This window comes from Aeromonas sp. Marseille-Q7275, from assembly GCF_965119515.1.
Genome location: NZ_CBCPLW010000011.1, coordinates 19,359 through 40,761, shown reverse-complemented (window position 1 = coordinate 40,761; position 21,403 = coordinate 19,359). Strand labels below are relative to the sequence as shown.

The 21,403-nt window shown below is 63.7% G+C and carries 20 protein-coding genes and 4 tRNA genes; 9 read left to right on the top strand and 15 right to left on the bottom strand.

Annotated elements, in window-relative coordinates; all coding sequences use genetic code 11:
• Nucleotides 1-78 precede the first annotated feature (78 nt).
• The 4 genes from elyC to ACWPWQ_RS12015 all read left to right on the top strand — a co-directional run bounded on the left by elyC (nt 79) and on the right by ACWPWQ_RS12015 (nt 5,443).
• Nucleotides 79-849 carry an envelope biogenesis factor ElyC gene (gene elyC, locus ACWPWQ_RS12030; protein WP_454009866.1) on the top strand — a complete coding sequence of 257 codons (771 nt, stop codon included), beginning with the start codon at nt 79-81 and terminating at the stop codon, nt 847-849.
• Between the two features lie 135 nt (nt 850-984).
• The gene (tpiA, locus tag ACWPWQ_RS12025) at nt 985-1,740 is read left to right on the top strand and encodes a triose-phosphate isomerase (RefSeq protein WP_139434336.1); all 756 of its coding nucleotides are present in this window, start codon (nt 985-987) and stop codon (nt 1,738-1,740) included.
• 142 nt (nt 1,741-1,882) lie between these two features.
• Nucleotides 1,883-2,854: a 6-phosphofructokinase gene (gene pfkA, locus ACWPWQ_RS12020; RefSeq protein ID WP_005326082.1), complete on the top strand. Its 972-nt coding sequence runs from the start codon at nt 1,883-1,885 to the stop codon at nt 2,852-2,854.
• A gap of 1,332 nt (nt 2,855-4,186) precedes the next feature.
• A complete protein-coding gene (locus tag ACWPWQ_RS12015) occupies nt 4,187-5,443 on the top strand; it encodes an amidohydrolase (RefSeq protein WP_454009865.1) in 1,257 nt (418 codons plus the stop codon).
• 72 nt (nt 5,444-5,515) lie between these two features.
• Here ACWPWQ_RS12015 and yjjG read toward each other — a convergent pair whose 3' ends face one another.
• The 10 genes from yjjG to ACWPWQ_RS11965 form a co-directional block, all read right to left on the bottom strand.
• Nucleotides 5,516-6,196 (bottom strand): pyrimidine 5'-nucleotidase, encoded by a 681-nt coding sequence (yjjG, locus tag ACWPWQ_RS12010; protein ID WP_202045828.1) that lies wholly within the window; start codon nt 6,194-6,196, stop codon nt 5,516-5,518.
• 29 nt (nt 6,197-6,225) lie between these two features.
• Nucleotides 6,226-7,710, bottom strand: coding sequence for a M17 family metallopeptidase (locus ACWPWQ_RS12005; protein WP_454009864.1), 1,485 nt, complete (start codon nt 7,708-7,710; stop codon nt 6,226-6,228).
• A 145-nt stretch (nt 7,711-7,855) separates the two neighbouring features.
• Nucleotides 7,856-7,932, bottom strand: a tRNA-Met gene (locus ACWPWQ_RS12000).
• A gap of 109 nt (nt 7,933-8,041) precedes the next feature.
• Nucleotides 8,042-8,118 (bottom strand) — tRNA-Met (locus ACWPWQ_RS11995).
• 109 nt (nt 8,119-8,227) lie between these two features.
• A tRNA-Met gene (locus tag ACWPWQ_RS11990) sits at nt 8,228-8,304 on the bottom strand.
• Between the two features lie 94 nt (nt 8,305-8,398).
• Nucleotides 8,399-8,475 (bottom strand) — tRNA-Met (locus ACWPWQ_RS11985).
• A 269-nt stretch (nt 8,476-8,744) separates the two neighbouring features.
• Nucleotides 8,745-9,464 (bottom strand): hypothetical protein, encoded by a 720-nt coding sequence (locus ACWPWQ_RS11980; RefSeq protein WP_454009863.1) that lies wholly within the window; start codon nt 9,462-9,464, stop codon nt 8,745-8,747.
• A gap of 103 nt (nt 9,465-9,567) precedes the next feature.
• Entirely contained in the window at nt 9,568-11,202 is a 1,635-nt protein-coding gene (locus ACWPWQ_RS11975; protein ID WP_139434331.1) for an ATP-dependent endonuclease, read from the bottom strand.
• Between the two features lie 76 nt (nt 11,203-11,278).
• Nucleotides 11,279-11,401 carry a hypothetical protein gene (locus tag ACWPWQ_RS11970; protein WP_262110571.1) on the bottom strand — a complete coding sequence of 41 codons (123 nt, stop codon included), beginning with the start codon at nt 11,399-11,401 and terminating at the stop codon, nt 11,279-11,281.
• Between the two features lie 62 nt (nt 11,402-11,463).
• Nucleotides 11,464-12,351 carry a helix-turn-helix domain-containing protein gene (locus ACWPWQ_RS11965; protein ID WP_139434330.1) on the bottom strand — a complete coding sequence of 296 codons (888 nt, stop codon included), beginning with the start codon at nt 12,349-12,351 and terminating at the stop codon, nt 11,464-11,466.
• Nucleotides 12,352-12,508: 157 nt separating this feature from the next.
• On the opposite strand from ACWPWQ_RS11965, the gene ACWPWQ_RS11960 reads away from it, so the two are divergent.
• Nucleotides 12,509-13,426: a DMT family transporter gene (locus tag ACWPWQ_RS11960; protein ID WP_454009862.1), complete on the top strand. Its 918-nt coding sequence runs from the start codon at nt 12,509-12,511 to the stop codon at nt 13,424-13,426.
• Nucleotides 13,427-13,478: 52 nt separating this feature from the next.
• Nucleotides 13,479-14,420, top strand: coding sequence for a LysR family transcriptional regulator (locus tag ACWPWQ_RS11955; protein ID WP_454009861.1), 942 nt, complete (start codon nt 13,479-13,481; stop codon nt 14,418-14,420).
• Nucleotide 14,421: 1 nt separating this feature from the next.
• Here the strand turns inward: ACWPWQ_RS11955 and ACWPWQ_RS11950 are convergent, their stop codons facing one another.
• The 3 genes from ACWPWQ_RS11950 to ACWPWQ_RS11940 form a co-directional block, all read right to left on the bottom strand.
• Nucleotides 14,422-15,201, bottom strand: coding sequence for a TSUP family transporter (locus ACWPWQ_RS11950; RefSeq protein ID WP_202045833.1), 780 nt, complete (start codon nt 15,199-15,201; stop codon nt 14,422-14,424).
• A gap of 87 nt (nt 15,202-15,288) precedes the next feature.
• Nucleotides 15,289-15,495 (bottom strand): hypothetical protein, encoded by a 207-nt coding sequence (locus ACWPWQ_RS11945; protein ID WP_454009860.1) that lies wholly within the window; start codon nt 15,493-15,495, stop codon nt 15,289-15,291.
• A gap of 157 nt (nt 15,496-15,652) precedes the next feature.
• Entirely contained in the window at nt 15,653-16,438 is a 786-nt protein-coding gene (locus tag ACWPWQ_RS11940; RefSeq protein ID WP_454009859.1) for a tRNA-uridine aminocarboxypropyltransferase, read from the bottom strand.
• A 182-nt stretch (nt 16,439-16,620) separates the two neighbouring features.
• Here ACWPWQ_RS11940 and ACWPWQ_RS11935 point away from each other — a divergent pair, with 182 nt between their 5' ends.
• Nucleotides 16,621-17,049, top strand: coding sequence for a VOC family protein (locus ACWPWQ_RS11935; RefSeq protein WP_139434326.1), 429 nt, complete (start codon nt 16,621-16,623; stop codon nt 17,047-17,049).
• A gap of 174 nt (nt 17,050-17,223) precedes the next feature.
• On the opposite strand, the gene ACWPWQ_RS11930 is transcribed toward ACWPWQ_RS11935, so the two are convergent.
• Nucleotides 17,224-18,210, bottom strand: coding sequence for a D-alanine--D-alanine ligase (locus ACWPWQ_RS11930; protein WP_454009858.1), 987 nt, complete (start codon nt 18,208-18,210; stop codon nt 17,224-17,226).
• A 212-nt stretch (nt 18,211-18,422) separates the two neighbouring features.
• Complete coding sequence (locus ACWPWQ_RS11925) at nt 18,423-19,031, bottom strand: 2OG-Fe(II) oxygenase (RefSeq protein WP_162519117.1); 609 nt, start codon at nt 19,029-19,031, stop codon at nt 18,423-18,425.
• A gap of 209 nt (nt 19,032-19,240) precedes the next feature.
• Here ACWPWQ_RS11925 and ACWPWQ_RS11920 point away from each other — a divergent pair, with 209 nt between their 5' ends.
• Together ACWPWQ_RS11920 and ACWPWQ_RS11915 are read left to right on the top strand one after the other, a co-directional pair.
• Nucleotides 19,241-19,717, top strand: a complete 477-nt coding sequence (locus tag ACWPWQ_RS11920) for a glutathione peroxidase (protein WP_202045835.1) — start codon at nt 19,241-19,243, stop codon at nt 19,715-19,717.
• Nucleotides 19,718-19,984: 267 nt separating this feature from the next.
• On the top strand, nt 19,985-21,373 hold the full coding sequence (locus tag ACWPWQ_RS11915) for a DEAD/DEAH box helicase (RefSeq protein ID WP_139434323.1): 1,389 nt from the start codon (nt 19,985-19,987) through the stop codon (nt 21,371-21,373).
• The last annotated feature ends 30 nt before the right edge of the window (nt 21,374-21,403 follow it).

Below are 21,403 nucleotides of genomic sequence, written 5' to 3'. Positions count from 1 at the left end.
ACAGGATTGGGCCACAGGAAAAAAGAGGGGTATTCTGTCACATCCCGGATCCGCTGAAAACTCAAGGACGACACCACAGTGTTTGAGCTTAAAAAATGGTTGGGCCAGTTGCTGATGCCGCTGCCCTTCTCCCTCTCCTTATTGCTGCTGGCGTTGCTGCTGCTCTGGTTCACCCGCTTTCAGAAGAGCGGCAAGCTGCTGGCGACCCTCTCCCTGGTGATCATCGCCCTGATGGGGATGAGGCCCGTCAGCTATGAGCTGGCCCGCAGCCTGGAGCAGACCTATCCGCCCTTCGAGGTAAACCAGCACCCGGATATAGAGGCCATCGTGGTGCTCGGTAACGGTCACGTGAGCGATCCGGCGGTGCCCGAGCGCGCCTGGCAGAACAACATAGCCCTCGCCAGAACCCTGGAGGGGGTGCGCCTCGCCCAAGCCTATCCCGAGGCCGAGCTGGTCTTCTCCGGTTATGTGTCGGGTGATCCCCTCTCCAATGCCGAGGTCAACGCCCGCATGGCGACCAGCCTCGGCATCCCCCGCTCCCGAATGACGTTGTTTGAAAACAACAAAGACACCCATGACGAGGCGGTCAGCATCAGCGCCCACCTCAAGGGCAAGCGGGTCGCCCTGGTGAGCTCGGCCACCCACCTGCCCAGGGCCATGGCCCTCTATCGCGGTCAGGGACTCGATGCGGTGCCGGCCCCCACCGACTACACCGCCAAGCAGAGCCAGGAGCCGCAGCCCCTCTACAGCTACCTGCCCAAGGGGCGTTATCTGATGTATTCCGAGGCTGCCATTCACGAGTGGATTGGGGTATGGTGGGCCCGTTTGCGGGGGCAGGTTAACGAATGAGCGATCGGTTCTTGCATTCCTGATTTGGATCAGGAAAGCGAAAAAAAATTACGTCATTTGCCGCCGGGTCAGCTATCTTGGGCTCGGTTCAATTCATATAATGTTGCGCAATCAAATGCCTAGGAGATTGAGAAGATGAGACAGCACCTGGTAATGGGTAACTGGAAACTGAACGGCACCAAAGCTTCTGTCGAAGCTCTGATCAAAGGACTGACCCCGGCTGCTGCCGCTCATCCTTCCGTGCAAGTGGCCGTCTGCCCGCCGGTTATCTTTTTGGGTCTGGTTGAACAGCTGACCGCTGGCAGCAAGATCGCTTACGGTGCCCAGAACGCCGACGTTCACGAGTCCGGCGCCTTCACCGGCGAGAATGCCCCCTCCATGCTCAAAGCCTTCGGTTGCACCTACTCCCTGGTCGGCCACAGCGAGCGTCGCACCCTGCACGCAGAGACCGACGACGTGGTGGCGGCCAAGTACGAAGCCATCCAGAAGGGCGGCCTGATCCCGGTACTGTGCATCGGTGAAACCCTGGAGCAGTTCGAAGCCGGCGTGACCAAAAACGTGGTCGAGACCCAGCTCAAAGCCGTCATCGACCGTTGCGGCATCGCCTCCTTCGCCAACGCCGTCGTGGCTTACGAGCCGGTATGGGCCATCGGCACCGGCAAGACTGCCACCCCGGAAATCGCGCAATCCGTTCACGCTCACATCCGTCAGTACCTGGCCGGTTTCGACGCCGCCGTGGCTGCCAAGGTACAGATCCTGTACGGTGGTTCAGTCACTGGCGCAACCGCTGCCGACCTGTTCGGTCAGCCGGACATCGACGGTGGCCTGGTGGGTGGTGCGTCCCTGAAAGTGGACGACTTCTCCCAGATCATCGCTGGCGCCGCCCAGTAAGTGACGCAAGAGAGGGGCCTGGCCCCTCTCTTGATATCGCTTTCCTATGGGTCCCCTTCTTCCATAGGAAAGCCGATATAGTAAAAACGGCTGGCCCCATTTTCAGATATTGATATTCGACAACTCAGATCCAGAGGCACTCATGACCAAACAAATCAAACGTATTGGTGTTTTGACCAGTGGTGGTGACGCACCGGGTATGAACGCAGCCATTCGCGCCGTGGTGCGCGCCGGTCTGCATCATGGCCTGGAAGTCTACGGCATCTATGATGGCTACCTCGGTCTGCATCAGGACAGGATCGTCAAGCTCGAGCGCCACAGCGTCTCCGACGTGGTCAACCGCGGCGGCACCTTCCTGGGCTCTGCCCGTTTCCCCGCGTTCAAGGACCCGAAAGTGCGCGCCGAAGCGATCGAGAACCTTAAAAAACACGGCATCGACGCCCTGGTGGTGATCGGCGGTGACGGCTCCTACATGGGTGCCAAGAAGCTGACCGAAGAGGGTTTCCCCTGCATCGGCCTGCCGGGCACCATAGACAACGACATCGCCGGTACCGACTTCACCATCGGCTTTGACACCGCCCTGAACGTGGTCGTCGACGCCATCGACCGCCTGCGCGACACCTGCAGCTCCCACCATCGCATCTCTGTGGTCGAGATCATGGGCCGCCACTGTGGCGATCTGGCCATGTCCGCCGCCGTTGCCGGTGGCGCCGAGTACGTGATCGTGCCGGAAGTGGCGTTTGACAAGGAGAAGCTGCTGCAACAGATCAAGGAAGGCGAAGCCAAAGGCAAGAAGCACGCCATCATCACCATCTGCGAGCACGTCACCGACGTCAACGCCCTGGCCAAAGACATCGAAGCCATGACAGGCCGCGAAACCCGCGCCACCATACTGGGTCACATCCAGCGTGGCGGCTCGCCGACCGCCCGCGATCGCATCATGTCCAGCCGCATGGGTGCCTTTGCCGTCGAGCAGCTGCTGGCCGGTCAGGGTGGCCGCTGCGTCGGTATCCAGGGCAACGAGATGGTGCACCACGACATCATCGACTGCATCGAGAACCTCAAGCGCCCGTTCGATCAGGAGCTGTACGATCTCTCCACCACCCTGTTCTAAGCCACTCGGCTTTTTACCGGCTGTTGATGACAAAAACCCTCCATCGGAGGGTTTTTTTATGCCTGCCGGTTGTCATCAGCCCCCTGCTGACAGGCACAGGCCACCGCCTTCCAGCCCCATCCGTGTGCCAGCCTGCCGAACCGCCCCCTGTTGCGCTGCTGCCGGATAAGTTGGCGATACAGGCGCTCCCTTTCGTTTCGCCGCGATCTACTGAGGTTTCCCCCTCTCCAGCAGACTCTTGCCCCTCCCCTTGCCCGCGCTCTCGCTTATCCCCCCGTCATAAAGCTAACTCGGCCTGAACTTGTATCCCACTCCCTCACCACAGGCTTCTCAAGGCGCCTCGCGCCCTGCGTCCTCTGACAATGGGCGCACCATGCCTGGGTTCCCTGTCTCTGCGTGCCTGCCTCTGCGCTGTGATGCAAGCTCACCCCTACAACCATAACGCCCACCCAAAAAGCGCGGCTCGGCGGGCGGGGCTGGGGGTCTTCTCCCAGTCGAATGCCTGCTGTTTTACCCTGCTTATCCCTGTGAATTGAAATTCTGCCTGAAGGTGATGACGATAAAGCACCGTCCCGACAGGGTTTACCCCATGGCGAGCAGATAAAAATGATGAGATGAGGGAAATGGCACTACCAGCCAACCAACCCATCATTGGCGACACTTTCAGGCGCACCACACGGCCATTTTTCGCCACAAAAGTTGATGATCACCAAAACGGTCTCGTACAAACCCCATCAAAAAACGCAAACGAAGAACCATAAGTGACTGTATATAAACAATATAGTGATAAATATCATGAGCTATAAATCCACCACCCCCTGAATGGGTGATAAAACGGCCACAAAATTACAAAAATACAGCACTACGACACCACCGACATGATTTTGCCACATAATTACATTTTTCATTGTTATCCCCTGTCATTGTGGTATCTTGGTCTCATCATCAGTCAGCCAAGGGAGACAAAATAATGAAAGAGTTCGTTGTTACCGCCGTTTTTACCGTGTTTTTCACTCTGGTTGCCGTCTCTCTGCCCTCGCTGGCACAGCTCTAAGGCGGTTAATCGGTCAGGCAGCTGCCTGACCTGCGTCTTGATAGCGCCACCAGGCCGCAAAAACACCCGCAAAGGTAGGTTTTTGAAGGCTTACGCAAGAACAGGATGCCAGTCAGAAGTTATTGACCATCAGTGAGCATTTAACGACCTGATCGTCATGATCGCCGTTCTTGCAAGGGGAGCCTCAGTGCTCCCCTTGCCGCATCTGTCGCTGCGGGATTTACTCTTGCCCCCCTGCCCGTCACAATGTCCGCTGGATTTGCCATGCAGGAATCACCATGACTCAGGATGCTCTGCGCCACTGGCGCCGTGACCTTCACCGTCTCCCCGAAGCCGCCTGGTGTGAATTTCGCACCAGCGCCCTCATCGCCCACCACCTCTGTGAACTCGGATTTTCCGTCATGCTGGGGGACAAGCTGCTGGCCAGCAACCTCATCATGGGACGGGAGATAGACGTCGCAGCCCAGAAGGAGCGAGCCCTGCGTCAGGGGGCCCACCCCGACTGGCTGGCCCGCATCGACGAGATCACCGGTGTGATGGGGGTCTGGGACAGCGGCCGCCCCGGCCCTACCCTGGGCTTTCGCTTCGACATCGATGCGGTAGAGGTGGAGGAGAGCCGGGAGCCGGCGCACCAGCCCTGCCAGGAGGGGTGGCACTCAGCCAACCCGGGCTGGATGCACGCCTGCGCCCACGATGGCCACACCGCCATCGGGCTGGTGCTGGCCGAGCGGATCGCCGCCCTGGCCGAGCGGCTCAACGGCCGCATCAAGCTCTTCTTCCAGCCTGCCGAAGAGGGGTGTCGCGGCGGCAAGGCGCTGGCAGCAGGCGGTCAGCTCGATGATGTGGATGCCCTGCTGGCGCTGCACATCGGCATTCATGCCAACAGCGGCGAGCTGGTGATCAACCCCACCGAGTTTCTCTGCTCCACCAAGTTCGATGTGGAATTTATGGGGCGCGCCGCCCACGCGGGGCTCGAGCCCAACGCCGGCAGCAACGCCCTGGCGGCGGCCTGCATGGCCACCACCGCCATGCTCGGCATCGCCCGCCACCGGGACGGCATGACCCGCATCAACATAGGCCAGCTCAATGGGGGCAGCGGTCGCAACGTGATCCCGGGTCACGCCCGCCTGATGGGAGAGACCCGGGGCGCGACCCCGGCCCTCAACGACTACATGTTCGGCCAGGTGCAGCAGATAGTGGAAGGGGCCGCCATGATGCAGGGGGCCAGCTACCTCATTCGCAAGCAGGGGGAAGCCATCGGCATAGAGAACAGCCCGGCCCTGCTCAAGGAGATAGTGCCCCTGGCCGAGGCGCTCAAGCTTGAGACCATCCACACCCGCCGTTTCGGCGCCAGCGAGGACGCCGGTTTCCTCATTGAGCGGGTGCAGCAGCACGGCGGTGAGGCCGCCTACCTCATTCTGGGGGCCAATCTGGCGGCGCCTCACCACCATCCGGAGTTCGACTTCGACGAGGCCGTGCTGGCCCCCGGTGTCGCCCTGCTCGAGGCCTGGCTGCTCAGCCGCCTTGGCACCTGAGAACGCCCGCGATGAAAAAAGGCAGCCCGAGGGCTGCCTTTCTTGTCTTTGCGAAGTCGCCTGGCGCCGGGCTCAGCGTCCCAGCACTATGTCAGAGAGGTGGGCGAAGTGATGGATCTCGTGGGTCGCCTCGCAGGGCCCCTGCTGGCGGGCGGGGTTGTACCAGCAGGTCGCCAGCCCCTGGGCGGCGGCACCGGCGATGTCGGTCTTGGGGTTGTCCCCCACCATCAGCACCCGCGCCGGGCTCGGTTGCCCCATCAGATCCAGGGCGTGCTGGAAGATGGCGGCAGCCGGCTTGGTCACCTGCACCTCGTCGGAGATAACGAGGGGCTCAAACCACTCGTTCCAGCCCAGCTTGTCGAGACGACCGCGCTGGGGCAGGCTGAAACCATTGGTGATGATCCCCATCCTGACCCGGCTCTTCAGGGCCAGCAGGGTCTGCTCCACCCCCTCCAGCGGCACGCTCAGGGCGATGATCTGCTGCAGGAAGGTGTCATTCATCGCCATGGGCGCCACGTTCACCTGCTCGGCAAACATCGAAAAACGGGTCTGCTGCAGTTGGGTGGCGTCTATCTCACCTGAGTTGTATTGCTGCCACAGCCTGTGGTTCAGCTCGTGATAGGCCGCCATCCTGGGGGGCGTCGGCGTCACGCCATAGATCTGCAGGGTGCGCTCCAGTGCCTGGGCGACCGGGAAATCGAGCAGGGTCTCGTCCAGATCGAACAGCACCCAGTCATAGCTTGCTTGTTTCACGCTTGTCCTTATTGGTTGTACTTGGCCATTCATGTGGCGGGCTCGACCATGCCGAGCTGGCTGGCAAGCAGCGTCAGCGACAGCCTGACGCCAAACCCGGTCACTTCGCTGCCGACCACGCCGTTGCCCCCCTTGTTGCGAAAACCGCTCAGGTCGAGGTGCAACCAGGGGGTCTGCCCGGGCACGAAGCGGCTGAGGAAGCGGGCGGCGTCGATGTGATCCGGCGAGCTACCCGGGGCGCACTGTAACAGATCGGCCCACTCGCTATCGAGGTTGTCGTCGAAATCCTCGTCCAGCGGGAAGGGCCAGATCCGTTCACCGCTCTGCTGCCCCAGGCGTATCAGCTCGGGAAGCCAGTCGGGGCGATTGGTGAAGGCGCCGCTGTAGCGGCTGCCGAGCGCCCGCTTGCAGGCACCGGTCAGGGTCGCGTAGTCGATCAGCAGATCGGGCTCCCCTTGGGCCGCGAGCGCCAGGGCATCCGCCAGCACCATGCGCCCCTCGGCGTCGGTGTCCACCACCTCTATGGTGGTGCCGTTGAGGGCGGTCACCACCTCCCCCGGTCGGTAGGCTTTGGGGCCTATGTGGTTCTCGGCGATGGCGAGCCAGCAGTGCACCTCAACGGGCAACCTGGCCCGGCTGATGGCATGCAGGGTCCCGAGCGCCACCGCGCTGCCCCCCATGTCCAGGTGCATGCCATACATGCTGCCACCCACTTTCAGGTTATAGCCCCCGGAGTCGTGGCAGATCCCCTTGCCCACCAGCGCGATGCGGCGCACCGGATTGGCCGGGCAATAGCTGAGCCTGACGATGGCGGCCTGGTTGTCCTCCGAGCCCCTGGCCACCGCCAGGAAGGCGCCGGCACCGAGCTTGGCGAGGGCCGCCTCGTCGAACTCCTGACATTGCCAGCCCTCCTGTTGCGCCAGCTGCCGCGCGAAGGCACGGTAGCTGCCGGCATTGAGCTCTGAGGCGGGCAGCACGGCCAGGTGACGGGCCAGCCCGTTGCCCTGCGCCTCGGCCTCGATGCGGGCCAGATCCAGGACGCAGGGGGGAGACAGGGTCAGGCTCTGATAGCCGATGGGCGCCTCGTCGGCGCGTTTGTGGGTGGGCAGCGGCACATCGGCCGCCAGCAGGGTGGAGAGCACCAGCTCGGCCAGCAGCGCCCGGGGCGCCTCATCGAAGCCCTCCAGGTGCAGCGCCAGTTGCGCCGCCTTGAGACCCGCAAGGGGGGCGGTCCAGGTGCGAGCCTGCTTGTAGAGCCGGTGATCCAGAACGGGGGCTGAGTCCACGAAGATCACCAGTTGCAGACCCTGATCATCCGCCAGCCGGTAAGGGGCCGGCAGACCCAGGGCTATCTGGGACGCCACCCCGGCGAAGGCCGGTTGCGCCAGCAGGGCGTCGCGCCCGGTCTCGGCTACCAGCAGCAGTTTGACGGGAATGTCGCTCGCCATCACCTCGTTCAGGGTGGTGGTCTGCATGGTTATCTTGGGAGGAAGGTAGTTGAAAGCGTGCATCACAGGGAGAGGCCTCATCCATGAACAGAAGCCAGAATGATACCGAACAAATGGGACTATGGATCGCCACCACATAAATTAATGTGCTGGATCAGGGTGATACACGGGAGGATCGGGAGTGATACAGGGAGGAGAAAAGAGAATAAGTTGGTTGCGGGGGCCGGATTTGAACCGACGACCTTCGGGTTATGAGCCCGACGAGCTACCGAGCTGCTCCACCCCGCGTCCGAATTGTGTGTCCGTTGCCGGACCTTGCCCGCAAGTTGCCGAGCAGTGGCAGCTTGCGTCTTCGTCTCACCGCTGCGGTACAGACCGAGCCATGAGAACAAATGGTTGGTTGCGGGGGCCAGATTTGAACTGACGACCTTCGGGTTATGAGCCCGACGAGCTACCGAGCTGCTCCACCCCGCGTCCGAATTGTCTGTCCGTTGCCGGACCTTGCCCGCAAGTTGCCGAGCAGTATCAGCTTGCGTCTTCGTCTCACCGCTGCGGTACAGACCGAGCCATGAAAACAAATAGTTGGTTGCGGGGGCCAGATTTGAACTGACGACCTTCGGGTTATGAGCCCGACGAGCTACCGAGCTGCTCCACCCCGCGTCCGTATTTTTTTCCGAAGTGGCCGAGCAGTAGCCAGTTCGAATCATCTTCATCAGCTGTCACCCTCTGGGTGTTGTCGATGTCGACACTCAGATGGTTGCGGGGGCCGGATTTGAACCGACGACCTTCGGGTTATGAGCCCGACGAGCTACCGAGCTGCTCCACCCCGCGTCTGAGGGGGCCAATAATAGGCTCCAACGCTGAGATTGCAAGTAATTATCCTAAAAAAAGTTTATCCGGGGATTAAACCATCACATCCTGTGTTCTTTTGCAACAAACCGTAGTTTTTTCAGTCAACTAGGTGCTTCCCTTGCCGCTCAGGGCCCTCGCCAGCCAGGTTGCGCTGCCGGATCCGGCGTGCCATTCCCCTCTCTCTATGTATGAAAAAGCCCGCGCCGGTCACAGGCGCGGGCTTACTCCCTGACTTGTCCTGAGACGGCTCAGGCCAGCTGGTGCAGCACGCTGGTCGCCGCTATCTGGGCGATGATGAGACCGCACAGGGTCACGGACAGCACCACGGGGGCCGTCTCCTGCTGCCGGTAGACAGGGCTGAACCAGAGCAGCAGGGCGGCGATGAGCAAGCCCGCCTGGGTCAGCACCCCGGGGATCAGGGCATCCAGCCCGGCGCCATTGTCCTGCCCGATTACCAGCACCGCCAGCCAGATCAGGCTCAGCATGGCGGCCAGCAGCCCCGCCAGCGGCAGCAGCAGGTTGAAGGCCTGCAGGCGGTGGCGGGCACGCAGCAGCATCAGGTGGGCGAAGGCCGAGCCCAGCAGCACCATCTGCAGCACACCGTTCAGCCAGCCCTGGATCTGCAGCAGGCCCAGGCCATAGAGGGCGAGCGGCATGGCGGGCAGCCACAGCAGAGTGGCGGGGATGGCGCGCTTGCCCTCGAGGCGCGACTGGGCCAGGGAGAGCCCTATCCCCAGGATCAGGGCGGTGCCCCCGCACCATGGAAGCCAGCCGGTCACCCCGGCTTCGATCCCCAGCATCAGGGAGAGGCCGGTGATCACCCAGATGGAGAAGAGCTGGTTGGTGATCCGCGAGCGCTGGCCCGGGCAGAGATCCCCGCGCCACAAGACGATCCCGAGCGCGATCAGGGCCCCCAGGGCCATCAGGCCGGTCAGGGAAAAGAGCCAAAAAGGAAGTTGGACGAACATAGGGTCTCCGGCAGCAAACAGAGGACAGGGCCAAGGGGCCCCGGCAACAAAAAACAAGGGGCGAGTATACCCAAACCCGCCCCCATCCCCAACGCCTGCGAGACTAGCTCTGGCCGCGAGCCAGGGCGACCACCCGCGAGAACATCTGCTTGAGCATGGGAGGAATGTGTTCGCTGCCAAGGCGCTCCGCCTCCTCCACCACGGCCAGGGCCAGGCCGGGCTTGCTGCGGTGATGGATGGCCTTGGCGATGATGCGCCCGGCGTTGAGGGTGGAGCGCCCCCCGACCCCGGCCTCCCGCCTGAACACCGCCTCGAATCCGTTCTGGTAGAGGTAGTGCTCTATGTCCGCCGAGGGCAGCTGGGTGATCCTGTCCCGCTCCCGCTCCCCCTTGAGCAGGGAGCGGGCGGAGCTCGCGTACTTGGCACCCGCCTCGTCGCCGTCGGTGAGCAGGTGCCACTCTATGCCAAAGTCCCGGGCCACCTTGATGAGGGGGGCCTGACCGCACTGGGCAAACTCTATGATGCGCACCCCTTCCGCCCGCAGGCTGTAGCCGCAGATCTGGGCGAGCTCGGAGAGCAGCCAGATCTCTGTCTCCCCCTCCACCAGCAACCAGCAGCGGGCAAACATCGACATGGGCCTGTTGATCCGCACGTGGAAGGCAATTTTGCGCAAGTCGTCGCTGCTGTAACGCTCCCCCCCCAACTGGTGGCAGAGGATGTCATGCTGGCGGCGCACCAGGCGGCGCACCTGATTGAGCGGCAGGGAAGAGAGCAGATCCCCCGAGTTGGTGGTGAGCAGCTTCTGGCCGGGCAACTGTTCGAGCAGGCCCCAGGCCAGCGCCAGCATGGTGGGGTGCAGGCGGCTCTCGGGATCTTCCAGCATCAGTATGGGCCTGGCCCCCTCCTCCAGCTCGCGGTTGCCGCGGGCATGGAGCAGCATGGCGGCCATGCCTGCCATGGCCAGTTGCAGGGCCCGGTTGTCCGCATTGCGCAGCAGCACCTGCAAGTTGCCGGGGTTGCGCAGGGTCATGGGGCGATTGACGATCTCCCGCTGGCTGCGGGGCTTGTGCTTGATGGGGGCCAGGGCGCTGAAGTAGTGCTCCATCAACTGCTGCACCGCCTGCAGCGCCTCTTTCAGCTCGGGTTCGCCGATGCGCTGGGGCTCGTCGGTCAGCTTGCCGGCGAGCTCCCCGAGCCGCTGCTCGGAGAGATCGTCCCAGGGCAGCCGCTCTATGCCGTCCCGGGCGGTACGGGCATCCCGCAGCCGGAACACGGGGTTCATGGTGATGAGCAGGCGCACCAGCTCCTCGTTGTTGTCGATGGTCAGGCTCTTGCCGATGCCGTCGAGAAAGTCATGGGTGCTCTGCACGCTGCCATCGTCCAGCAGCTCGGCGCTGGCGCGATAGTGAATACGGTGGAACTTGTCCCTGTGGGGGATCCAGGCCGCGCCGAGGCGCGCCAATCGGCGGGAGTGCTGGCACATCTGGGGACGGTACTCGCTGAAGGTGAGCACCAGTTGCAGGGTGCGCGACGGGCTCAGCTCGGGATCTTCGGGCTGATGGAAATCATCGCGACTGAATTGATAGGGTTCGGCATCCCCCAGCAGGCACCAGAGGGCGCGCAGCAGGCTGGACTTGCCCCAGGCATTCTCACCGATGAGCACCGTGGTGTGATCCAGCCCGAGCGAGAGCCGATTTATCCCGCGAAAACCTTTGACTTCAATGCGTTCCAGAAACATGCGGCCATATCCAGTCCATCCTGATGGCGCAATAGTGGCAAAGTTGCCGGCAAAATCCTATCGGGTCTTGGGGTTTTCAGCGGGAACTGTGAGGCACTACGGGTTCGGGAGGGGTGGGCAGGCAGGCGCGATCCTGAGGAGCATTCCAGTGGCTGAACCAGAGGTGGCGGGTGCGGGTCTGACGTTTGCGATGATTCAATGGGCATTCCTTTTTATGGGTAAGTGGTAGAGGGTACACCTCTTTCACCCAGAGTCTCAGCGTTATCTGTGACAGGAGAATGACAATTGGGCCCGCCACTGCCCCGGGCTCAGGCCGAAGGCCTCCCGAAAGCGATTGCCAAAATGGGCCTGGGAGGAGAAACCGCACTGGGCGGCGATGCTGGCCAGGGGATCGCTCCCCGCCAGCAACTGCTTGGCCCGCTGCAGCCGCAGCCCCTGGAGGTAGCGGTGGGGCGGGCAACCCAGGCTCTGGCCGAACATGCGGGCGAAGTGATATTCGCTCAGGCCCGCCTCCCGGGCGAGCTCGCTCAAGGTGACGGGCTCGGCCAGGTGGGCCAGCAGATACTCCTGCACCCGCCGGATCACCGCGGGGGCCAGGCCGCCCCGCACCTCGGGGAGCCCAGGCGCCTCCCGGGTATGGTGGCGATAGGCATGGAGCATCAGCATCCAGGCGCCGTGGGAGAGCGCCATGCGATCGACCCCGTGCTGCCAGTCCAGCTTCATCAGCTGTGCCTGCACCAGGGCCGCGGCCTGGGGATCCTCGATGAAGGTCTTGTCCTGCAACACCAGGTGGCGCCCCTCCTTGTCGCACACCTGCTCGGCGATGCGGCAGAGGTGCTCAGGGGTGAAGTAGAGGTGGAAGAAGCGAAACTCCTCGCGCACCAGCCATTCGGATCTGTGGTGATCCGGCATGATGCACACCTTGCCGGTGCCGCCGTGGCCGCCGGGACCGTCGAGGCGCTCGGTCTGCTCGCCCCCTTGCAGATAGACGCTGATGGTGTGGTGACCCGGCTTGTGGTAGCGGGTCTGATCGTAGCGGTTGCGCCAGCTGGCCACCCCGAGCCCGGGCTCCAGCCAGCAGGAGTCCTCCAGCCGCGCCCCCGTGCTGACCAGGGCATCGAACACCCCCGCCTGTCGTCTCTGCTGCACCTGTCTGCCTCATCCTTGTTCCCGTGCCGTCATCTTATCGCGGCTGCTCGCCAAGCGCTGCTGCCGGCCACAAAAAACCGCAAGATGGTGCAAGCCAGGGCGGGCCATCGGGCCCATGCTGATCCCCATGTCACTCCCCTTTTCATCGGATCCGCTTATGAATCTCCTGCTGTATGTTTCCACCGTCCTCATCTGGGGCAGTACCTGGATCGCCATCGCCTGGCAGCTCGGCCCCATTCCCATCGAGGTCTCTGTGCTCTATCGCTTCGCCCTGGCGGCGCTGGCGCTCTTTGCCCTGCTCACGTTAAGCGGCAAGTTCCCGCGCCTGCCCTGGGCGGGCCAGCGTTATGCGGCCCTGCTCGGCGCCCTGCTCTTCTCCACCAACTTTCTCTGCTTCTACCACGCCACCCTCTATATCCCGAGCGGCCTGTCGGCGGTGATCTTCGCCAGCGCCAGCATCTTCAACGGCCTCAACCTCTGGCTGTTCGAGGGCAAGCGCCCGGGCCTGCGCTGGTTGCAGGGGTCGCTGCTGGGGCTCATGGGCACACTGCTGCTGTTCTGGCCCGTGCTGGCGGATGCGCAACTGGGTGCAAACGGCTGGAAGGGGCTGCTATTCGCCTGCGGCGGCACCCTCTGCTTCTCCCTCGGGAACCTTGTCTCTGCCCGTGGCCAGCGCCAGGGCTATCAGGTGTTGCAGATGGTGCCCTGGGGCATGGTGTACGGGGTGGCGCTGCTGCTGGGCTGGGTCATGGTGCTCGATCAGTCCCTGACCCTGCCGACCGAGCCCCGCTACCTCGCGGCCATGGTCTATCTGGCCATCTTCGGCTCCGTCATCGCCTTCACCGCCTACCTCACCCTGGTGGGGCGCATCGGCGCCAGCAAGGCCGCCTATGCCACCGTGCTGTTCCCCCTGGTGGCGCTGAGCCTCTCCACCCTCTATGAGGGCTTCGTCTGGCAGACGGTCTCCATCGTCGGCGTGGTGGTGAGCCTGGTCGGCAACCTGGTGATCTTCGCCCCGCCCGTCAGGGCGTGGCGCTGGCCGTTATCGAGGGCTACAAACGGTACTTGCCCCTGATGCCGGCAGCCCCTAAGGTAGGCCCTCCCAACAGCGGTTGAACGGAGGAAGCATGTTACTGGAAGGGCTGGAGACACTCTGCCTGCTGGCGAGCGAGGGCACCATGGCCAAGGTCGCGAGCCGCCTCTATATCAGCCAGTCGGCGGTGAGCAAGCGCATCACCCAGCTGGAGCAGCGCCTTGGCAAGCGGCTCATCGAGCCGGATGGCCGCCAGACTCGCCTCACCCCCCAGGCCCGGGAGCTGCTCGCCCGGGTGGCCCCGAGCCTCGCCGAGATGAAGGGGGTGCTGGCGGACAGCCAGACCCTCACCGACCAGACCCCCCTGCCCGTCGCCTGCTCAGAGACCCTGCTGGCAGGCTACCTCGCCCGCTTCATGCACGACTACCTTGGCCGGGATCCCCACCTGGCCCTCTCCACTCACCACACCCCGGTGATCCTGACGCGGGTACGCGGTGGCGATGCCCTGCTCGGCATCTGCGCCGGCCGCCTGCCCCCCGGCCACGGCCTGTGCGCCGAGCTGCTGCTGGAGGAGCCCTTCTATCTGGTGGGGGACGATCAGGAGGAGCCGCCGCAGCCGGATCACAGAGGCGCCTCGCCAGACGGGGCGAGTGGCAAGCCGTTGACGCCAAGAGATCCGGGTGAGGAAACCCGGGTGCAGGAGACGCTGTGCAAGATCCTGACCATGGATCTGGAGAACCCCTCCAATCGCTATCTGCGGGATCCCCTGGCCGCGCTCGGGCTGGTGCCGGCCATGGAGCTCGACTCCTACCTGGCGCTGATCGAGCTGGCCAAGGCGGGCATAGGCCCAGTGCTGCTGCCGGCCGGTCTGCTGGCCCTGGTGGGGGATCAGGGAAAACGGGCGCGCACCTTGCCGGGGCTGGCGCGCCCGCTGCACCTGGTCTATCGGCCAAGCAGCCTCAAGCGGCTGCGGATCCAGCGACTGGTCGAGGAGATCCGGGCCCACTTCGCCCGGGTGAGCCAAGGCCAGCGCTGACTCAGACCAGCCAGCTGAACAGCTCTGGGTACTGACTCCACACCAGCTTGGCGGACATCAGCAGGGAGACGGTCACCAGCAGCGGCTTGATGAGCTTGACCCCCTTGATCAACACCAGCTTGGAGCCGAAGCGGGCCCCGATGAACTGACCCAGCGCCATGCACAGGCCCACGCTCCACACCACCTTGCCGCCGAGGGCGAAGAACAGGAGAGAGGCGATGTTGGAGGTGAAGTTGAGCAGCTTGGTGTGGGCCGTGGCCCGCGCCATGCCAAAGCCCGCCAGGGCCACGAAGCCGATGGCAAAGAAGGAGCCTGTGCCTGGGCCGAAGAAGCCGTCATAGAAACCGACCCCGCCCCCCACCAGCAGGGCGAACAGCATGGGGGTGAGGCGGCGCTGGCTCTCCGCATCGCTCACCCTGGGGGAGAAGTAGAAGTAACAGGCGAACGCCATCAGCAGGAAGGGCAGCAGGCGCTCCAGGATGGCGGCGTCTATGGTCTGCACCGCCAGGCTGCCGATGGCTGCCCCGATGAAGGTGCAGATGACCGCCGGCCAGATGATGGCCCACTCCAGCAACCCCTTGCGGGCATAGAACCAGGTGGCGGAGAAGGAGCCAAAACTGCTCTGCAACTTGTTGGTGCCGAGCACCAGGGCGGGCGGCATGCCGGTGGCAAGCAGGGCCGGCACCGTCAGCAGGCCGCCGCCTCCGGCGATGGCGTCGATAAAGCCGGCGATGAGGGCGACCCCGAACAGGGCAACCAGGGTGAGCAGTTCCAGTTCCATCCATAAACCTCGTGTGATGCGGCCATCCGGCAATCCCGGGTGTCCTGTTTGAGCACAATGCAGGTCGCTATCCTAACGGGGGCGGGCTCATGAGGCTAACGAAACGATGGCAGCCAATTGATTCCTTATTTTCATCAATGATGCCACTGCCTTGCCATCGGCTGCCAAAGCGAACGCCACAGTGGCGGGCGATCGATCCAATTCCTGATTTTCATCAATGATGACACTGCCTTGCCATCGGCTGCCAAAGCGAACGCGCAGTGGCAGGCGATCGATCCAATTCCTGATTTTCATCAATAGGTCGCCACCTTAGCATCGACTGCGAAAGCTAACGAAACAGTGGCAAGCGGTGGATCCGATCCCACCCATTCCCGATCACTGGCGCGGCACTTGGGGCGATCAGCTTGTCCTATGATGCCCGCCCCCTGCCCTCGCCGTGCAACCGAACCGGTTAACCCTGCACTGCCACGCTGGCCTCGCCCCGATCAGCGGCAGACTCGGCAACCTCCCCCTTGATCGCCTCCAGGGCCTGCAACAGCGAGCTTTCATCCTCGCCCGGGGCCCGGCTGACCCGACCCGCCATGTAGCGGCTGCTGAACAGATTGAACCAGTGCTGCAACGCCTGCCCTGCCTGCAGCTCGCCGGCCACCTCCAGCACACAGGCCGCCACCTCGGCGGTGCACAGGTGCTCATCGCAGTGAGCGACCCGCATACCATAGGTGGAGAGCGCATCCGGCCGCACCGACAGCACGGGGAAGCCATCCAGATAGGGGCTCATGTTGAACATCTTGCGCGCCTCGGGCCAGGTGCCGTCCAGCAGGATGAAGAGCGGCTTCTTGCCAGGGGCCAGGGCCACCTGCTCGGTCACCCGGGCCGGGTTCTTCTCGCAGGCGGGGAACACCACATAGGGCTGCCAGGCGGGATCCGCCAGCAGGGCCAGCAACTCGGGATGGGGCTGAGTGCGCTTCCAGAGGAAGGCCCAGGTGGTCTGGGGCAAGACATCGGCGATGAGACGGCCGGTGTTGGACGGCTTCATGGGCTCGCTGTCATACATCAGCAGGCAGAAGCCCGCCTCGGCCTTGAGCTCGGGGCGCCACTCGCAGGCACACCAGGCATGACGCAGCTGGCAGGCCTCGCAGCGGGGCACGCTGCCGCCACGGGCGAGAAAGGGACGGGTTGAGATGCTCTTGCGCCAGATGCGCAGGCGATTGACGGCATGATCGGGGATGGGCTTCATGGGGCGCGGCTCGGCGACAGGGTCTGCGGGAAAAAGGGGGCAGATTGTAGCGGGCGGGTCTGCCGGGAGCAAGGTGCGCGGCATCTGCCCAGCCAGACGCACAGGCCCGATGCGCCGCTCTATACTTGGTCCTCATCCCATCATCCCACGCACGGGAAGGCCGATGGGACAAGGAGGACAAGATGGCAGAACCAGACATGGCCAGGGAGCACGCCCTGGCCGAAGGATCCACCTTTACCTGGCACGAGCTCTATGTGCCGGACGGCGAGGCCGGGATCCGCTTCTACGCTGAGGTGCTCGGCTGGGAGAGTCAGCTCATGGAGATGGAGGGGGGCAACTACCCCATGCTGGTGGTCAACGGCCGACCGGTGGCCGGGGTGCAGTCCACCCGGGACAACCCCCAGATGGCTGGCGTGCCGCCCCACTGGGCGACCTACATAGCGGTCGATGACGTGGACGCTAGGCTCGCCAGGGTGACCCAGCATGGCGGCAGCCTGGTGGTGCCCGCCATGGACATCCCCACCGTCGGGCGCATGGCGCTCATCGCCGATCCGCAAGGGGCGCACATCTGGCTGTTCACCCCCTTCCCCGGGGATTGCCAGCAACCCTGAGGGTCATGACGACAGCGCTACATTGGTGCTCATCGCCGATCCACAAGGGGCGCACATCTGGCTGTTCACACCCTTTCCCGGGGATTGCCAGCAGCCCTGAGGACCATGCAACACCGCAGAAACGACAGAGGGGCCCTTGGGCCCCTCGCTTGTTGACATGCCTTGTCAGCCCCCTCAGACGGGGCGCAGATTCTGCTCGAGGAAGGCCGCGAAGCTATGACCGTGATGCTCCAGCAATTTCGGAAACATGGAGATGGAGGTCATGCCCGGGAAGGTGTTGATCTCGTTCAGCAGTATCTCGCCATCCTCGGTCAGGAAGAAGTCGATGCGCGACAGATGGGTCAACTTCAGTTGGCGGAAGGCCTTGAGGGAGTAGGCATGGATGGCGTCAGACTGGGCCTGGGTCAAGCCTTCGGCCTTGAGCGCCGTCTCGGTGTGGCTGGCGCTGCTGTACTTCTCCTCATAGGTGTAGAACTTGTCCTGGGGCACGCAGATCTCCCCGGGATAGGTGGCCACCAGCTCGTCGCCATACTGGTAGACAGCCACTTCCAGCTCGCGGGGCTTGACCGCCTTCTCGATCAGCACCTGCTCGGAGTAACCGAAGGCATCCTTGATCCCCTGCACCAGCTCCGCCTCGTTGCTGGCGGAGTAGCAGCCCACGGATGACCCTTGCGAGGCCGCCTTGATAAACACCTTGCCCCACTTGGCCAGCGCGGCTTTCGCCTCGGCGAGCGCCTCGTCGCCCTGCTCGGTCAAAAACAGATAGGGGGTATTGGGAATGCCGATGGCGGAGAGCCACAGCTTGGTGCTGACCTTGTTGAAGCAGATCTTGCTCGCCTCGGCATCGCAACCGAGATAAGGCAATCCGGCCAGCTCGAGGAAGGATTGCAGATCGCCGGTCTCACCCGGATAGCCGTGGATGCAGGGCACCACGTAGTCCACCGGACGGGCCACGCTGTCAAAGGAGAGCAGCTTGTCCAGACCCAGCTTGCACTCGCGGCCGTCGGCACTGAGCCAGCGGTCGGCAAACATCTCGACCCGGGTCACTTCAACCCCAGGCAAAAGACCGAGCTGTTGTTCGAGGAAATTGGCACTGCGCAGAGAGACTTCGTGCTCGGCGCCACCGCCGCCGCACAGCAGCAAGACATGCATGTTCTTCATTAGATGTGATCCCTTGGGAGAAGCGGCTTCGTCATGGCCGGGGAAAATCCGGCTGCGCGACCTGCGCACCAAACAACGGGCGAAGCCAGATACGAACATAAGTGCGGCCAGTGTAGCAAGGGAGAGGAAGCCTTGTCAGCCGATGGGGGCGCCATCCCCCCATCCTGGCCCGTAAAAAGCGGCGCCTGTGTCAAAAACGGGACGAAACGGATTCAGCGAGGGGGATCGACCCGCCCGGCGCCATTGCCATTGACCCTAAACCAGCCGGCGATGCTGTAACGCTCCTCGCTCGCGGGCAGTACCTCGTGGGGAAACTCCTCCGACAGGAAGAGCACCAGCCGCCCCCCCTTGGGGGAGACATCCATCAGAAACTGCTCGTCGTTGTCATAGACCCGCAGCACGCCCCCCGCCTGGGGCTGCCAGCCGTTGTTCAAGTAGAACACCGAGGTGAGACGGCGGTTGGAGCGCCCGGCAAAGGCGTCGCGGTGGGTCGCATAGAAGTCGCCCCGGCGGTAGCGGGCGAAGTGGGCCTCGTAGTCGAACAGCCCCAGCATCAGGCTGCGATTGGCCGCCAGACGCAGGGACTCCATGCGGGCCAGATAGTCGGCCACGGGGGCGCCCAGGTCGGGATCCAGCCAGTGGATCTGATCACGGCGGATCTCAGGGTTGCCCTGATGCAGCCCCTCCCGCCCAATCCCTGCAGGTTGCCACTCCCCCGGCAGGCAGGCCCGCAAGGCATCCACCTCGGCGGCGGTTAAGAAATCATCCACAATCACCCATCCCCGGGTGTAAATGGCATCCATGACGGCTTGATAGTCCAAGATTGACTCGCAGCGAGTGGAGAGAGTGCGCTTTGTAGCGACTTCCCCCCCTTGGCACAAACCGGATTGCTTCTCTTGAGAAGTCCCGCCATCAATAAGGGCCTGGCCCCGGGCGCCGATTTCCCCTTGCCCCGCCGCCCCTGGCCCGCTAACGTGAAAACAAGGCCCGAAACGGGTCTCCCTCTGCATCCATGACTCAGGAGAGCGCCATGCCCTTGCCCACTATCCCCCTGCAACGACTCGATGGCAGCGAGTTTCCCGGTGACGCCCTGCAAGGGAAGGTCCTGCTGGTGGTCAACGTGGCCAGCCGCTGCGGCTTTACCCCCCAATACACCGGGCTGGAGGCGCTTCATCGCCAGTTTGGCCCGGCGGGACTGGTGATCCTGGGCTTCCCCTGCGATCAGTTCGGCCACCAGGAGCCCGGCGATGCCGAGGAGATAGCCAGGTTCTGCTCCATCGATTACCCGGTGAGCTTCCCCCTGATGGCCAAGTGCGAGGTCAACGGTGAGCAGGCCCACCCCTTCTATCGCTGGCTCAAGCAGCAAAAGCCTGGGCTGCTCGGGAGCGAGGCCATCAAGTGGAACTTCACCAAGTTCCTGCTTGATCGGGAGGGCCGGGTGGTGGACCGCTTCGCCCCCCAGACCAAACCCGAGGATCTGGCGGGGGCCATCCAGGGGCTGCTGTGAGCCGGGCGACGGACGGCCCTGGCCCCTCTCCCATCGGCGCGGCAGGCCCCCTTTGTGCCCCGAGTCCTCATTCGTGACGCCGATACTGCGTGCCTGCGTCACTTCTGCTATATTACGCGCCCATTATCTTTTTCGTGTCGTAGCGCCCGCGGGACGGGCCTGAAGGGATCAGGCTGTGCCCTGACCCGCTACCCACCTTCTTCCATGTCGTGACGGGCCCAGGCTGTCGTCACCCGTTGAGCCCAAGGCTCGGAGTTTCTCTCGAACATGTCATTCAATGAACTGGGTCTGTCACCGCATATCCTTCGGGCCGTCAAGGAGCTGGGTTACGAACAGCCCACCCCCATCCAGCAGCAAGCCATCCCGGCCATTCTGGCCGGTCAGGACGTGCTGGGCGGCGCCCAGACAGGGACGGGCAAGACGGCCGGTTTCACCCTGCCCATGTTGCACCGCCTGCTGGCCAACCACGGCCGTGGCGGCCGCCGTCAGGTCCGCGCCCTGGTGCTGACCCCGACCCGGGAGCTCGCCGCCCAGGTGGGCGAGAGCATCATCAAGTACGCCCATCATCTGCCGTTCCGCACCCTGATCGCCTATGGCGGCGTCAGCATCAAGCCGAACCTGGACGCCATCAAGCTCGGGGTCGACATCCTGGTCGCCACCCCGGGCCGCCTGCTGGATCTGCTGACCCAGGGGGCACTCACCCTGAGCGCCCTGGAAGTGCTGGTGCTGGATGAGGCGGATCGCATGCTGGACATGGGCTTCATCACCGACATTCGCCGCATCATGAAGGCGCTGCCGGAAGAGCGGCAGACCCTGCTCTTCTCCGCCACCTTCTCGAACGACATCAAGGCGCTGGCGGACGATCTGCTCAAGGACCCCACCCTGATCGAGGTGGACCCCAGCAACACCGCCGCCGATCAGGTGACCCAGCGCGTCATCCAGGTCGACCGGGAACGCCGCCGGGAGATGCTCTCCCACATGATCGGCCGTGGCAACTGGCAGCGGGTGCTGGTGTTCGTGCGTACCAAGCAGATCGCCGACCGCCTCGCCCAGCAGATGCAAAAGGATGGTCTCAATACGGTCGCCATTCACGGTGACAAGAGCCAGGGTGCCCGCAACCGGGCGCTGGCCGATTTCCGCGAGGGCAAGGTGCGGGTGCTGGTCGCCACCGACATCGCCGCTCGCGGCCTGGACATCGATCAGCTGCCCCACGTGATCAACTTCGAACTGCCCCAGATGGCGGAGGATTACATCCACCGCATCGGCCGCACCGGCCGCGCCGGCCGTGGCGGCGAGGCCATCTCCCTGGTGAGCCAGGACGAGCTGGGCCAGCTCAAGGAGATCGAGGCGCTGATCGGCCAATCCCTGACCGTGGAGATCCTGGAAGGGTACGAGCCGAGCGGCAAGCCGAGCCGCCAGACCCTGCCAGGCAGCAAGCCGGTGCAAAACCCGCCCCGTGCCCGCGGCCATGCCAACGCCAAGAGCAACAATGCCAAAGGCAAGCCTGATGCGGCCAAAGGCAAGGGCAACGGCCCCAAGAAGCCGGCCCCGGCCCGCAAACGCGAGGTCGTGGGGGAAGACATCGGCTTCACCCCCATGCGCCGCCTGCCCAAGGCCCAGCGGGACGACTATCAGGACAACTCCAGCGAGGAGTGAGGCAACCCCTTGCCGACCTGACACAAAAAA

Coding starts and splice junctions, on each gene's coding strand:
- ACWPWQ_RS11955 (WP_454009861.1), top strand. CDS start 13,479: ATGTTACTGGAAGGGCTGGAGACACTCTGCCTGCTGGCGAGCGAGGGC.
- ACWPWQ_RS12015 (WP_454009865.1), top strand. CDS start 4,187: ATGACTCAGGATGCTCTGCGCCACTGGCGCCGTGACCTTCACCGTCTC.
- tpiA (WP_139434336.1), top strand. CDS start 985: ATGAGACAGCACCTGGTAATGGGTAACTGGAAACTGAACGGCACCAAA.
- ACWPWQ_RS11935 (WP_139434326.1), top strand. CDS start 16,621: ATGGCAGAACCAGACATGGCCAGGGAGCACGCCCTGGCCGAAGGATCC.
- ACWPWQ_RS11915 (WP_139434323.1), top strand. CDS start 19,985: ATGTCATTCAATGAACTGGGTCTGTCACCGCATATCCTTCGGGCCGTC.
- ACWPWQ_RS11960 (WP_454009862.1), top strand. CDS start 12,509: ATGAATCTCCTGCTGTATGTTTCCACCGTCCTCATCTGGGGCAGTACC.
- ACWPWQ_RS11940 (WP_454009859.1), bottom strand. CDS start 16,438: ATGAAGCCCATCCCCGATCATGCCGTCAATCGCCTGCGCATCTGGCGC.
- ACWPWQ_RS11975 (WP_139434331.1), bottom strand. CDS start 11,202: ATGTTTCTGGAACGCATTGAAGTCAAAGGTTTTCGCGGGATAAATCGG.
- ACWPWQ_RS11980 (WP_454009863.1), bottom strand. CDS start 9,464: ATGTTCGTCCAACTTCCTTTTTGGCTCTTTTCCCTGACCGGCCTGATG.
- ACWPWQ_RS11930 (WP_454009858.1), bottom strand. CDS start 18,210: ATGAAGAACATGCATGTCTTGCTGCTGTGCGGCGGCGGTGGCGCCGAG.
- ACWPWQ_RS11945 (WP_454009860.1), bottom strand. CDS start 15,495: ATGAAAATCAGGAATTGGATCGATCGCCTGCCACTGCGCGTTCGCTTT.
- ACWPWQ_RS11920 (WP_202045835.1), top strand. CDS start 19,241: ATGCCCTTGCCCACTATCCCCCTGCAACGACTCGATGGCAGCGAGTTT.
- ACWPWQ_RS11950 (WP_202045833.1), bottom strand. CDS start 15,201: ATGGAACTGGAACTGCTCACCCTGGTTGCCCTGTTCGGGGTCGCCCTC.
- pfkA (WP_005326082.1), top strand. CDS start 1,883: ATGACCAAACAAATCAAACGTATTGGTGTTTTGACCAGTGGTGGTGAC.